Annotated in this window: 6 protein-coding genes; 4 read left to right on the top strand and 2 right to left on the bottom strand. The window is 65.3% G+C overall.

Annotated elements, in window-relative coordinates; translation table 11 throughout:
- The first annotated feature begins 38 nt into the window (after positions 1 to 38).
- The 4 genes from GAU_RS03820 to GAU_RS03805 all read left to right on the top strand — a co-directional run bounded on the left by GAU_RS03820 (position 39) and on the right by GAU_RS03805 (position 8,617).
- Positions 39 to 3,923, top strand: a complete 3,885-nt coding sequence (locus tag GAU_RS03820; RefSeq protein ID WP_156798894.1) for a hypothetical protein — start codon at positions 39 to 41, stop codon at positions 3,921 to 3,923.
- Positions 3,924 to 3,988: 65 nt separating this feature from the next.
- Positions 3,989 to 5,389, top strand: coding sequence for a dihydrolipoyl dehydrogenase (lpdA, locus tag GAU_RS03815; protein WP_012682234.1), 1,401 nt, complete (start codon positions 3,989 to 3,991; stop codon positions 5,387 to 5,389).
- Positions 5,382 to 6,269, top strand: a complete 888-nt coding sequence (gene lipB / locus GAU_RS03810; protein ID WP_052574223.1) for a lipoyl(octanoyl) transferase LipB — start codon at positions 5,382 to 5,384, stop codon at positions 6,267 to 6,269. The genes lpdA and lipB overlap by 8 nt, the downstream gene beginning before the upstream one ends.
- Before the next feature lie 95 nt (positions 6,270 to 6,364).
- Positions 6,365 to 8,617, top strand: coding sequence for a beta strand repeat-containing protein (locus GAU_RS03805; RefSeq protein WP_156798893.1), 2,253 nt, complete (start codon positions 6,365 to 6,367; stop codon positions 8,615 to 8,617).
- 172 nt (positions 8,618 to 8,789) lie between these two features.
- Here the strand turns inward: GAU_RS03805 and GAU_RS03800 are convergent, their stop codons facing one another.
- Entirely contained in the window at positions 8,790 to 9,245 is a 456-nt protein-coding gene (locus tag GAU_RS03800; protein ID WP_012682231.1) for a hypothetical protein, read from the bottom strand.
- 223 nt (positions 9,246 to 9,468) lie between these two features.
- Positions 9,469 to 14,412, bottom strand: a complete 4,944-nt coding sequence (locus GAU_RS03795; protein WP_169307580.1) for an Ig-like domain-containing protein — start codon at positions 14,410 to 14,412, stop codon at positions 9,469 to 9,471.
- Between the last annotated feature and the right edge of the window lie 541 nt (positions 14,413 to 14,953).

The following is a 14,953-nucleotide window of genomic DNA, read 5'->3' as shown; positions in this document are numbered from 1 at the left end:
CGGCCTGCTCGTCTTTCGGCAGACCTATTCCCAATGCCATGTCGACAGCACGCACCGTCCGTCCCCACTCGTTCCGATCATCCTCACGCCGTTGGTTTGCCATCGGCGGTGTCGTGTTGGCTGCCGCCTGCGGCGGAGGCGACAGCACGGGCGGATCAGGGGGACCGACTCTGCCAACGACTCCCGTAACACCGTCGCCGGTTCCGCCGGGCATTCTGGCGATCACCGCCTCGGGTCTCGCCGACGGGGTGCCGTTGCACGTGAGTGTGGTTGGACCGTATCCCGCGTCCACATTCTCCCGTACGACCACCGCACCGGTGACCTGGACGGATATTCCGTCAGGACGCTACGCAATCACCGTGCGGCAGACGCGCGGCACGCCGGGCACATTTGCCGGTGCGCCGCCCACGTTCGACGTCGATGTGTCGTCGGGTGGGCTTGCTTCGGCGACGGCCATTTACCGTCCCGTGCCGTCGGCCATGGCGCTCACCATCTCGGGTCTGCCCGGCAGCGCGGCAGCGGCGGTGACGATCACGCCGCCCAACGGCGCGCCAACACCCGTCACGCAGACATCGCTGCACGTCGCTCCGCAACTCGCCACTGGTCAACACACCCCTGATGCCTGGCGCGTCGCGGCAGAAGGCGTGACCATCGATGGCGCCCGATATGCGGCAGCCCCCACCGCGCTCGATACCGTGGTCGCGTTCGGCGACACCGCGCGCGTGAACGTGCGCTACACCATTGCCACCGGTGCCATCGCAGTGGTCGTCGGTGGTCTGCCCGCGTCCGTACCCGGCAATGTGCTCGTCATCAATCCGGACAACAGCACACGCACCATCGATCGCACCACCACACTCACCGGACTCACGCCGGGTCGCTATCGCCTCGTCGCCAGCACGGTGGTGCAGCAGCAGGGCCAGCAGCGTACGACATTTCGCGCGCCTGCAGACACGCTCGATGTGAACGTGGTGGCCTCGCTCGTCGCGGCTCCTGCGACGTTCACCTACGTCGCACAGGCGGGTCAGCTTGCCCTCACCGTGAACGGACTACCTGCGCAGACGGCCGGAGCCATCACGCTGTCCGGCAACGGCCTGTCGCGCACCTTCACGGGCAGTGTCACCATCGACTCGTTGCCAGCCGGCACGTATACACTCGCCGCCACATCGGTGTCAGCCGGCGCGGAGTCCGCCGACGCCGATCGGTATGCCCCAACGCCTGCGGCCCAGAACATCACCATCGGTACCGGCACGACGGCCTCGGCCTCGGTGACGTATGCGCTCGCCTCCGGATCGCTCGCCCTGACCGTACGGGGTCTGCCCGAAGGCACCGCCGGTGATGTGGTCATTGCGGGCCCCAATGGATTTGTTCGCAGCGTCCGTGCCTCCGGCCTGGTCGGTGGCCTGCTGGTCGGCCGCTACACGGTGACCGCACGCACCATCAAGGTGGGGAGCGACGTGTATGGCGTGGTGCCGGCATCGCGCACCATCGATATCGTCGCCAGCACCACCCCAATTGCCATGACGTTGCAGTACGACGTCATCCCGGCCGTCATCGATGTGCCAGTGACGGGTCTCCCGGCAGGCTACAACGCATCGATCTCGCTGGTGGGTCCGGCGGGTGAGCACTACGCCATCATCTCTTCGCAGCGTATCGGACCGGCCGCGCCGGGCCGCTGGCGCCTGACAGCCAGTGCGGTCACCACACCCACGGGCACCTTCATTCCCACGCCGGCGTCGCGCGACAGCGTCGCCGAACCCGGCGACACGCTCCACTTTGGTGTGCGCTATGCCATCAACAGTGGATCACTCGCGCTCGCGGTGACGGGGCTTCCCGCCGGTGTGTCCGGCGCCGTTACCATCGCCGGGCCTTCGGGCTTTTCCCGCACGGCCACCGCGACAACCACGTACACCAGCCTGGTACCGGGCAGCTACACCGTGACGGCAGCCAACGTCACCGTCGGTGGCGTCACCTACACGCCAGCGCCGACCTCACAAGTTGTGACCGTCGGGGCATCGAATGTGGCGGCCCCCGCCACGGTGTCGTACTCGCAAGGCACGGGGTCGATCAACATCACCGCCACCGGACTGCCAGCGGGAGCCACCCCCACCTTCCAACTCAGCAACGGCGCGACCACGCGTACGCAGGTGGGACCGGGCACCGTGACGGGGCTCAGTGCCGTGACCTGGACCGTCACGGCGGGTGATGTGGTCAGTGGCAGCACCACCTACTCACCCACGCCGGCCACGCGCGCCGTCCCGGTGCCCGTCAATGGCACCGGCGCCGCGTCGTTTGTCTACGCAACAGGCGGCGGTGGAGGTGGTGGTGGTCTCAACTATCGCGTCGCTGGAGTATACCTCACGCAGGCCATTCAGAAGTTCGATGGTTCGGTCCCACTGGTAGCTGGACGTGACGCGTTGCTGCGGGTCTTTGTCGTGGCCTCCGGCACCAACAGTGCCCGCCCCGATGTACGGGTGCGGTTGTACGACGGCGCAGCCCTCATTCAGACTGCGACCATTGCCGCGCCGGAAGCCAGCGTGCGGACCGCCACTGCGGAAGGCACGCTCGGTTCCACGTGGAACCTGTTGGTCGCCGGCGCCAATGTGCGACAGGCCCTGCGTGTCCAGGTCGACCTCGATCCCTCCGAGGCGGTCACCGACGCCGATCGCTCGGACAACGTGTGGCCGGCAGGCGGCTCGACGCAGGCGATCACGGTGAACAATGTCCCCCCGTTCTCGGTGCGCTTCGTTCCGGTGGTCACCGGAGTGCTGACAGGCAATGTGTCCGTCGCCAACAATCAGCAGTTTCTGAACACTGCGCGGCGGCTCTGGCCCATCAAGGACATCACCGCTGATGTCCGTCTACCGTTCACATCGAGCGTCGCCGCCTTGCAGGCCAATGACGAGAACGATGGCTGGATGACGGTGCTCAGTGAACTCAACGCCTTGCGCGTGTCTGATGGCGCCCCATCCACCATGCACTACTACGGCGTGGTGAAGGTGACGTACAGCAGCGGCATTGCCGGTCTTGGGTTTGTCCCGGGGCGTTCGGCCATCGGTTGGGACTATCTGCCCAGCGGCGATGAAGTGGCGGCCCACGAATGGGGACACAACTTCTCACGCGGTCACGCGCCCTGCGGCGTGGCGGGTGATCCGTCCTACCCCTACGCAGGCGGCATCATCGCCAACTGGGGATGGAACAGCCTGACCAATGCGCTGGTGTCGCCGCTCGCCACCGACGTCATGAGCTACTGCAACACCACCTGGATCAGCGACTACAACTGGTCGGCGGTCATGCAGTTCCGCAACAGCACCGGCCGCGTGGCCTCCGCGCTCACGACGGCATCCACCACACCCACCGATGGCCTGCTGGTCTGGGGACGTGTGATCGATGGCCAGATCCAGTTGGAGCCGGCCTTCCGCGTATCGGCTCCCATCACCCCCGCGGCCTCGCGCCCCACGCACCGCCTCGATCTGATCGACGACGACGGCAGTGCCCTGCTCCAGTTGCCCATCGAAGCGGCTGCGGTGGACCATGCGACCGGTCACCTCGAGCAGCAGTTTGCCGTGGTGGTGCCCTGGTCGGCCGCACTGGAAGCTCGATTGTCCGCAGTGCGCGTGAGCGACAACCGTCTGCCCACGCGCAGCGCAGTGCGCCGCTCCGATCGGACACGTGGTCTGGCTGGAGTGCAGGCCACACCGGGTGCCCGGATGAATGACGCGGGCCCAGACGCCACACTCAGCCGCGACAGCCGTCAGGTGCGGGTCTCCTGGAGCAACCGCGCCTTTGCCATGGCCCTGGTGCGCGATCAGTCGACCGGACAGATCCTCGGCTTCATCCGCGAGCCCGGCGCGGCCGTTACCACCGCAGGACGCACCGTGGACGTGGTCTTCTCCGATGGCGTGCGGAGCGAAACCGTGAGGTAGGTGCCCGGGGCCGTACGCTTGGCTAGCTTTCAGTGCTGCTAATCAACCGTCTTTCCCCGACTTCCATGGCTTCGTTCGACGTCATCGTCCTCGGCGGCGGCCCCGCCGGCTACGTCTGCGCCATCCGCTGCGCCCAACTCGGAATGCAGGTTGCTGTCGTCGAGCGCGAAGCGCTCGGCGGCACCTGTGTGCTGTGGGGCTGCATCCCCGCCAAGTCGCTCCTCGAGAGCGCCGGCCTTGCCCAGAAAATCGGCAAGGCGGCCGAACATGGCATCACCATCGACGGCGTGAAGCTCGACTTCGGCCCGGCCATGAAGCGCTCGCGCTCCGTGAGTCAGCAGAACTCGAAGGGCGTCGAGTTCCTGTTCAAGAAGTACAAGGTTCAGTGGCTGCGTGGCGAAGGCCAGCTCGAAAAGGGCAAGAAGGTCTCCGTCACCATCGACGGCAAGAAAGAAACCCATGACGCGAAGAAGGCCGTGGTCATCGCCACCGGCTCGCGCGTGAAGGGGTTGCCGCAGATCGGCCTCGAGCTCGACAAGAACGTCGTGTTGTCCAGCGACGATGTGCTGGTGGCTGAGAAGGCCCCAGCCACCATGGCCGTGGTGGGCGCCGGCGCCGTGGGCGTGGAATTCGCCGACGTGTTTGCCGCGTTTGGCACCAAGGTGACCATCCTCGAGGTGGCCCCGACCATCCTCCCCATCGAAGACGCCGATTGCAGCGCCGAGCTCGCCAAGGCGTTCAAGAAGCGCAAGATCGAGGTGCTCACCGGCGCCAAGATCTCCAACGTGAAGGTCGGCAAGGCGGGCGCGACCATGTCGGTGGAAGCCGGTGGTCAGACCCAGACGCTCGAAGTGGAGAAGGTGCTCGTCGCCGCTGGCCGCGCACCCAACGTCGAGAAGATCGGCCTCGAAGCCGTGGGCATCACGAAGAGCGAGCGTGGTTTCGTGAAGATCAACGAGAAGTTCGAGACCAACGTGCCGGGCTACTACGCCATCGGCGACGTGGCCGGCAACCAGATGCTCGCCCACAAGGGGCAGCGTGAAGGACATGTGCTCGCCGATCTGCTCGGTGGCCTGCACGCGCATCCGGTGAACTACAAAAACGTGCCGAGCTGCACGTACTGCCATCCGGAAGTGGCCAGCATTGGCCTCACCGAACAGGCATGCAAGGACCAGAAGCTCGACTACAAGGTGGGCAAGTTCCCGTTCAGTGCGAACGGCCGTGCCCGCACCAGCGGTGAGACCGATGGGTTCGTGAAGATCATTCGCGACGCCAAGTACGGCGAAATCCTCGGCGCACACATCGTCGGTGCCCACGCCACCGAAATGATCCACGAGCTCGTGGTCGCCCGCGAGAACGAGTTCACGGTGGAAGAGATCGATCTGGCCATGCACGCGCATCCCACCCTCAGCGAGGCCATCGGCGAAGCCGTGCTGGACTCGCTGGGCAAGATGCTGCATGCGTGATACCGCCGGTGGCGGGGCGCAGGGGGTGGAGTTGGAGGTGAACAGCCGGGTGCCAGGTCACGAGTCGCGAGACGCGGAACCACCAACCCGGCCGGTCGCCTCCGAACCGCCCCCCCGCGCCCCGCAACTGTTGGTGCTGGACCTCGGGCTCACGCCGTACGACGACGCGTGGGCCCTGCAGAAACGGGCCGCCGCTGCGCGCATCAGCGGGGAATTGCCGGAAGATCTGCTCATTCTTGTGCAGCACCCGCCCGTGGTGACGCTGGGCCGCAGTACCAAGCCCGGCCATTTGCTCGCCACGCCCGAGCGTCTTGAATCGCTCGGGATCGCCTTGCGTGATGTGGAGCGCGGTGGTGATGTCACGATTCACGAGCCCGGTCAGCTCGTGGTCTATCCCATCATCGATCTCAAGCGCCATCGCAAGGACTTGCATTGGTATCTGCGACAGATCGAGGAAGGCATCATCCGCGCCCTCGCCACCTTCGGACTCACATGTGGTCGTGTGCCCGGACTCACGGGTGTATGGCGTGGCGAGGATCCGATCGCGCGCCGCAAGTTGGCCAGCATCGGGGTGCATGCCCGTGACTGGGTGACCTGGCACGGCGTGGCCCTCAATGTCTCCAATGATCTGCAGACATTCGATTTTACCGTACCATGTGGCATCGACGGGGTCTCGATGGGTACGGTATGGCGCGAGTGTGTGTCCGCTGGACTGCCCGTGCCCGAGTTCGCCGCTGTGCAGCAGGCCGTAGTGGATGCACTCGCTGACGTGTTCACACTGCAACCCATCGCATTGTCATCGGCATTGTCAGCTCGTGACGGCAACGCGAAATGGGAACAAGTGTGTGCTGCGTTACATATAGGGCACGGGCACACTTAGTAACCTTTACCACGTAGTTCCCGCGTGCTAGCGTGGGCGTTGTGCCACTAGTGTTGGTCCCATGTTGGCGAACATTTCCCCTACTCCGCCTTCCAATGCGTCTCTCCCCCCGCCTCGCCCTTCCGCTGCTTGGCGTTCTCGCCATCAGCGCATGTAAGGACGACAGTCCTCCACCTCCCGCCGCCGTTGTGGCCGTTACCTCAACGGCTCTGTCCGGCACCGTTGGCGAATCCGTTGGCACGCTGACCGTGAAGGTCACCGACGCCGGTGGTGGTGCCGTGTCTGGCGTACCGGTCACATTTGCTGTGGCTGAAGGTGGTGGTACCGTGGCCCCTGCCGCCGATACGACGGACAACTCCGGCCTCGCCAGCACGACATGGCGCCTTGGCCAGCAGGTGGTGGCGCAGCGTGTGACGGCCACTGCGCAGGGTGTCACTGGCAGTGTCAACTTCGTCTCCACCGTTACGGCCGGCGCTCCGGCCACGATCGCCGTACAGGCTGGTGACAACCAGACCGCCGTCGCGGGCGCGGCCGTGGCCACGCCCCCGTCCGTTGTCTTGCGCGACCGCTACAACAACCCGGTTTCGGGCGTCTCGGTGTTCTTCACGATTTCGGCGGGCGGTGGCAGCATCACCGGCTCCGGCGCGACCACCAATGCCAGCGGCGTGGCCGCTGTGACGGAATGGCGCCTCGGCCCCGGTGTCGGCGCCAATCGCCTTTCGGCCCTCGCCGTGTTCAACGGTGTGGCCGGCAATCCGATCACGTTCAACGCCACCGCCACGCAGGGCGCTGCCGCCACGATCACGGCGCAGGGTTCGACGGCGCTGACGGGAACGGTCGGTGCGCTCGTGACGCCGGCTCCGCAGGTGCGCGTGACGGATGCTGGTGGTAACCCGGTTTCGGGTGCCTCGGTGACGTTCACCGGTTCCGCCGGTTCCATCGTTGGAGGTGGCACCAAGACCACGGATGCCAGTGGTCTGGCCGCCCCCGATAGCTGGCAGCTCGGCAACGCCACGCAGAACTACACGCTGACTGCCACGGTGGGCTCGCTGCCCGGTGTGGTGTTCACCGCCACGGCTCGCCCGGGCGCTGCCGGTCAGGTTTCCATCTCGGCAGGCAATAATCAGTCCGCCGTGGTTGGCCGTGCAGTCCTCACGGAGCCCGCCGTGCGGGTGTCTGATGCCCTCAACAACCCGATCGCCGGCGTCGAAGTGCTCTTCGAAGTGGTGAGCGGCGGCGGCACCGCGGTTGGACGTCGCCCGGTCACCAATGCACAGGGTATCGCCACCGTCGGTGGCTGGACACTCGGTGACGACATCGGCACCAATACCCTCCGCGCCACGGTGCAGGGGTCAAGCACCATCACCGGCAACCCGGTGATGTTCACGGCCACCGCCACGCCTGGTACACCGGTGTCGGTGACCGCAGTGGCCGGCAGTAGCCAGACCGGTACGGTCGGCACGCCGGTTCCGGTCGCGCCGTCGGTTGTGGTTCGTGACAACCGCGGTAACCCCGTGAGCGGCATTACGGTGAGCTTCGTGATCGGCTCTGGCAATGGCACGGTAGTGGGCAGCACGGTCGTGACCAATGCCTCCGGTACCGCCACGGTCTCCAGTTGGACGCTGGGCGGCACGGCGGGCACACAGACGCTGATTGCCCGCGTGACGAACCTGCCGGACGTGGTCTTCTCGGCCACGGCAACCGCTGGTGCCGCCTCGGTGGTGCAGGCGCTGAGCTCGCAGAATCTGGGCAATCTCACGGTCGCGACCAATCAGGCAGCCTCATCGCTGCCCTCGATCCGCGTGACAGACGCCTCCGGAAACCCGATTCAGGGTGTTCAGGTGACCTTTGCCCTCGGTAACGCCAACTCCGGAACCATTTCCGGCGAGGTGCAGACCACCAACGCGAGTGGCGTGGCCACGCTGGGCAGTTGGACACTCCCCACGGTGGCAGGTATCGCCTCGGTGGTGGCGCAGGTCCAGAATCTGACCGGCGTGACCTTCACGGCCACGATGACCCCGGCGGCGGCCTCGAAGATCGTCATTGTCAGCAACCCACCGACGAGCGTGACGGCTGCGAGCAATAGCAGCTATGCCATCGCCACGCGGCTGCAGGATGCCTTCAACAACAACGTGAACCTGGCTGGTATCGTCATCCAGTTCACATTGAGTGGTGGTGGCAGCCTGGTTCCGCTGCCGACGGTGCAGACGGTGGCCACGTCCACCACCAATGATTCCGGTATGGCTTCGGTCAACTGGTATCTCGGGGCCCTGCCCTCCACGCAGGTCCTGAACATCAGTGGAACCTCCCTGACGGGTACGGTCCACACCATCGTCGTGACCCCGTAGTCATCTGTTTCAGGGGACCGCCATGGTGGCCGGTCCCCTGAATGCCGGTGGTGCAGAGCGGTACGGGACAGTCCGATACCAAGATGACAAAAGGCCCCCCATTCGTGATGAAAGGGGGCCTTTCTGTTGTACCGATCACCCAACCCGCCGAAGGTGGAGCTCTTCAGCGTCCTTAGCGCTTGGTTTGTGACTCCGAGATCGAGTCCAGGCGCTCCTTGGCGCGGTATGGATTCGGAATGTTCAGCTCCTCAGCCTTGGCATCGAAGTCCGACCAGCCCTTGGCAAGAACCATATTGCCCTGAAACAGTAGCGGGGTCTCGGTCTGGCGTGAGATCCCGTCTTCAATGCTGCCCGGCGTGTCCCGGTACCAGACCACCGTGTATTGCTGCCCCTGGATCAGGAAGATCTGGGTGCGAAAGCCATTGTGCAGGCGCAGCGAATCGCCCGGCTGCATGGGATCGAGGGGCCCCTTGCCGATGACCGAGTCGACCTGGGCGAAGGTCATCCCTTCTTTGACAGAGCCGAGCTTTTCCTTGCCAACCAGGTCTGACGGGCCGCAGGCCGCCAGCACACTGAATGTGCCGACGACGGTGATCACAGCGAACGAACGGACAAAAGCAGTCTTCATATAGTCAGGTAACGACGGTCGTAGACGGGATGGTTGGTGCAGATGCGCGGATGAACCGCGCATGCAGCCTTCCAATATAGTGCCCCAAGATACGCCTGCGTAGTGCGCATGTTCCTGTTCTTGCAACAAGAATGCGGGAGCAAGAGAAAGGGGAGGCGCCCGAAGGACGCCTCCCCAACTCTTTGTTAGCCGGTGGCCGCCGAAGCGGCCACCGCTTCAATCATCACGGGGTACCGATCGGGCCCGTGTAGATGAAGTTCACCACCGCCTGGATGTCGCCGACCGCAGCCGGGGCGCCCGAGATGATGATGTTCTGAACAACGGCGTTCGTCGCGCTGGCGTTACGAACCGCAGCGGTCGTCGAATTGGTGCCGGTGAACTTGACACCAGCAGCCGTGTTCGGCGTCACGATGTCCCACGTCTGCGTGCCAACCGTCAGACGGAGCGGGATCGAGACGTTGTACGTGCCGGCCGGCGCCGGGATGTTCAGGGCAGTGCCCGTCACACCCGGGTAGTCACGGAAGCCACCCTCGGCCGCGAAGACCGAGCTGGTGAGGCGAACCGTGAACGGAATGCCGTTCGGCAGGTTGTTCGCACCGCCACCCACCGACACCGCGTTCACCGTGATCTGCGCCGGTGCTGCGGCGTAGAAAACGCTGTACGCCGGAGCGCCGTTCGTGCCCAAGCCGACCGCCGCCGTGTTGGCCGCGTACGGGTTGGCGAACGTCGTGGTGTAGAAGGTGTTCGTCGGCGCGTGGTACAGCGTGTTGTTCGCGAGCGTGCAGTTCGCATTGCCAGCAACCGTGAAGTGGTTGCTGCCGTTGCCGAATGCACCGACGCCGCAGCCAGCAGCGCTCGGGAGCGTCACGCCGGTCGGGAGACCGGACACGTTCCACTGGAGGTGGTTCGTGGTGTTCACGTAGTTCAGCGTAGCGTTCGGCACAGCGGCCGGCGGCAGCGCAACGTTCAGACCACCGACCGCAGCCGGGACGTTGTGCGTGTACGCACCGATGGCGATCGAACCACCCGCGTTGGCCGGCGTCACCGTGTACGTGCCCGCACCCGGGACCACATACGTCTGCGTGCCGTTGGCCTGCGTCAGGTTGGCCGAGAAGCCGTTCGGACCCGAGATCGTGAAGGCCGCGCTGCCGCCACCCACGATGTTGTTGACCGTCACCGAGACCGACGTGGTCGCGTCGACGTAGTTGACGGTGGCCGAACCAACGCTGTTCGAGCCAACGATCACCGTGCCGGACGGGGTCACCGAGCCAACCACGTAGGCGCGGTTGTTGTGGACGACCTGGTTGCCGGTCACGAAGTACGTGCCAGCGGCCGGCACAACGTACGTGCCCGGGCCGGTCACCGTCTGCTGGTAGCCGAGGCCGTTGCTGATCACGACCGACGCCGTCGCACCGGCCGGGAGGCCCGTGACGGAGATGTTGACCGCTTCGCCGCCGATGATCGTGCCGGCCGGGTTCGTGGCCAGGCCAGCACCGTTGGCGCGGACGCCGATGGCGATGATCTGATCATTCACCGCGACCTGACGCTGCGTCGTTTCCAGCGCAGTCGGGGTCTTGGCGTAGGCATCCGTCGTCAGCGTCCACGTCCAGAAGCGCGTCGTGCCCTGATCCGACTGGGCAGCGGCGAGCGCCTGACCGATGAACTCATACAGACCGGTGCCAGCGTTGAAGCGGAAGAACTCGACGCGGCTGAACGGCGGGTTCGGCACGTTGGTGTTGCCAGTCAACTGAGCCTTCAGACCCGCGGGGGCCAGGAAGGCAGGCTGCAGCGACGCCTGCGTGTTGAGCACCGACCAGCTGACGTAGTTGTTCGTGGTCGCGTTGCCATTGACGCCCGAGATGGACGACAGGTTGGTCAGCGAGACCGCGCCGAACGACGTCGTGTAGGCGGCCGAGGCCGCATTGTTCACGTCGAATCCGGTGCCCTGGATGTTCGTGATGTTGTTCAGCGCAGCCGGGGCCGCCGAGAACGACGGCACCGTGCCGGTCGTGGTTTCCAGCGCCGTGATGAACGGAGCGCCAGTCGGGAGCGACAGGTTGCCCGCGAACGGCGTCACGACTTCGTCGTTGAAGCGCGCGTTCAGGAGCGTCTGCGGGTAGATGAAGCGGGTACCAATCGTCGGCCACAGCAGGCTGAGATTGAACGCACGCGCTTCCACATCATCGCTGATCTGGGCGCCGAACACCGGAGCCGCAGCCGCAGCGATAACCGACGGCACGTTCAGGTCGCCGAACGTCGGGATCGCGTTGCCATCAACAGCCACTGCACGGTTCAGGACCGTCGACACGTTGCCGGCGCGATCGAACACACGAGCGCGGTAGGCGTAGATGCCGGGGTTCGAGAACGACACGGCCGTCGCCTGACGGTAGCCGTCAGCCAGCGCGCCGAAGATGCCGATCGATCCGCCGTTGTTGCCCTGGTTGATGAACGGGCAGGACGGGTTCGTGATCGGGTTCGTGCCGCCGTTGGCGGTGCTGTTGGTGTTACCGAACGGGTTCGACAGCGAGGTGTTCATCGCGGTCAGGCTGTTCGGGTTGATGCAGTTGACGTTGTTCGTGCTCGCACGATCCAGCGTCTGCGGGTTCGCGCTCGAGGCACCACGCGTCGCGAAATGCTGGAACGAGCCAAACGCCGTCGGCTGCAGCAGGTACGTGGTGCTCGCGTTCACGCGGAGGACGGCATCGAGGTCGTTGTTGTCGATGAAGCCACCACGTTCGTCGATCACTTCAGCCTGCACGGAGCGCGTGACGTTGCCCCACGCCGTATCGGCGGCCGAGGCCGTCGAGAAGCGGATGAGCGGAGCCGTCTTGTCGACGCCGAGGCGACGCGAGAGCGGCGAGAAGCTCGGGTTGCCGAGCACGTCGGTTTCCGTGTAGCCGACCGTGTACGGTCCACGGGTCTTCAGGTTGTAGTCACCCGAGGCCGTCGCGGCCGGGTTCCAACCACCCTGGTTGTCGCTCGAGCATTCCGGGATGTCCGCACCCGTCGTGTTCGGCATCGCCACCGAGGCGGTGTCGATCGACGCGGCGGTGCCACCCGTGCCAGCAGCGCAACCGAAGAAGCGCCAGGCGCGCGACGTCGTCGCCGGGAGACCAATGCCGTTATCCGACGAGGCCGCCGTCTGCGACTGGAAGTTGAACGCGGCGTTCACCCAACCCGTCACGGCCGGAGCCGTCCAGATTGCGTTGTTCACGTTGTTCGACTGGGCCGGAGCCGTACGACGGATGTCCGGTTCGATCGTCGACGGGCCAGCGTAGTCGAGGCGGTTCGCCACGATACGCGCAACCTGCGCCGAGAAACGGTAACCGTCGACGCGGGTCACGACCGGCGCCGGGTTGTTGTAGTTGTCCGTACCAGCAACGACGCCAACGAAGTTCGATGCGTCCGTCGCCGGAGCCGAATAACCACGGCACTCGATGACCTTGTTCGCGGCCGTCGTGTAGTTCGTCCAGCTGTTCGCGGTGGCGGCCGTGATACGACCGACTTCGCTGTTGTACGTGCCGTTGAACGGCAGCGCCGTGTAGCGCTCGAAGCTCGTGCCTTCACCCGTGCGGATGGGGTCGACGTTCGAAACACCAAGGGCGAGCGTGCGATCCTGCTGGCCAGCCTGCGAGCAGATAGCCGAGGAGCCGTTCAGGCCTTCGCGGAGGCCGATATCGATGCGCGTCACCACGCGACCCGGGGTGTAGAAGACCGGGACGATGGCGTACGAGCCAGTGCCTTCAGCGCCCGGACCACCCCAGTACGTCAGGTTGTTCGTGGCGTGAATGGCCGAGCGGGACGGGCTGGTGTAGCGCGCCGCGTAACCGTCGAGGTTGTTGAAGTTCAACACCTGGCGGTTGTTCACAGCGTTCTGCTGCTCAAGCGCCGTCGTGCCCTGCGTGGTGAACACCGAGGCCGAAACCAGCTTCTGGCCGTTCGGGTAGAAGACGTCGGCCGCGCCCGTCTCGAAGTTCGCCGTGAAGTCAGCGGTGTTCACGAACAACGTGATGTCACCCTGGTTCGCCGTGCCGTTCGAGTAGAGCTGACGCGCTGCCGGACGACGGTTCGTGCCATCCGCGTTGGCGATGAACACGACCACCGAGTCAACACGCTGGCTGTTCGGCTGGAGGTTCAGCACCACCTGGATCTGGTCACGGACGTTCGTGATGTCGATCGGCTGGTTGACCTGGGCGTTGGCCGAGGTCACGATGCCTTCCGCACCCGACGACGTCGAGTAGTACGTCGCGATCGGACCCTGCGTGATGGTCTGGATCGTCACGTTCGCCGACGGCGACACCGTCACCGCAACCTGCTGCGTGAGCGTCGACGCGGCGAAGTTCGTGTTGGCGGCCGACGTGGCCGTCACCGTGATCACCGCCGTGCCCGGCGCCACCGCCGTCACGAGACCACCCGTGCTCACCGTGGCGATCGACGGAACCGTCGTGCCGTAGGTGATCTGCGCCTGGGCGGCACCAGCCGGCTGCTGAACCGCGGCCGACAGCTGCGCCGTCGTGCCAAGGCCCATCACCAGCGAGGTCGGCTGCACGTTCAGCGCCGTGATGCCCGAGGGCAGCGCCGTGACCGTGACCGTCGACGCGCCCGTGAGGACCGTCGTGGTGTAGCCCGTGCCCGTACCCGTCACCGACACCGTGATGGTCGCGACGCCAGGCGCCACGGCCGTCACCACACCCGCCGCGCTAACCGTCGCGATGGCCGTGTTGGATGACGTGAACGCGTTCGTGGTCACGACCGAAGCCGCAGCCTTGTTCACGTTCGGAACGATCGTCACCGTCTGGTTCACGGCCAGGCTCGACGAGCTCGGCGAAACCGTCAGGGTGTTGATGGATGCGGCCGGAGCCGCCACCGTCACCGAAGCCGCCGCAACCTTGTTGCCCGAGGTCTGCGCCGTCACCGTGATGTTGCCAGCCGTCAGTGCCGTCACGCGGCACGCCGAACCCGTCACCGCCGCCGTAGCAACAGCCGCGTTGCTCGACGTGCAGCTCGTCAGGGTCGGCGGCGTGGTCGCGTTACCGCCCGTGATCGTCACCGCAAAGTTCAGCGACTCACCAACATTCATGTTGGCGCTGGGCGGCGTGATGGTCACCGTTTCTACTGGCGGAACTTCCGTCAGTTGGACATCGTCGCCGCAAGCACCAAGTGCCACGAGGGCACCTAGACTCAGGGCAGCGAGTGTCCGCTTCCGAGAAAAGAGTTGCATTCATCCCCCTCTTGCGAGGTAGTGGAGGTAGCTGCCATCGACGGGGTCGGGTGATCCGGCGATAACGTCGTGCTGGTGTAGACAACGACCACTCTGGTCGCGTCTCATCCACGTGCCTTCACAGAGAACCTGAACTCGAACCGGGGAGCGGCCGATGGGAGCTCATGGTCATGCGAATTCCGCGATGCCCGTTAAGTCCTGCCCGCCGCCGCTCGGGGAACCCGCTCGACGACGTTACGACACTCACAACCGGACGGTCCAAGCTCCGCCAAGTATGAGCCCTGCACACTGCACCTACCCTACTGCCGCACATCGTGCAGGCGTCACACCGGGATAGGGTGACGCACACACTCCTCGCGACAATAGCAAGACGAGAAACTAGGGGTGACCCGCAACACGGTCAAGTTGCGGAACCCCTAGTGCCTTGTAAGGACCGTCACATTCTGTGGCAAAACCCGGGATTTGGCCAGTTATGCACACGGGAGAT

The sequence above is a fragment of the Gemmatimonas aurantiaca T-27 genome, from assembly GCF_000010305.1.
GTDB classification, from domain to species: Bacteria; Gemmatimonadota; Gemmatimonadetes; order Gemmatimonadales; family Gemmatimonadaceae; genus Gemmatimonas; species Gemmatimonas aurantiaca.
The sequence above is the reverse complement of the archived record's forward strand: the minus strand, read 5'-3'. Positions and strand labels throughout refer to the sequence as shown.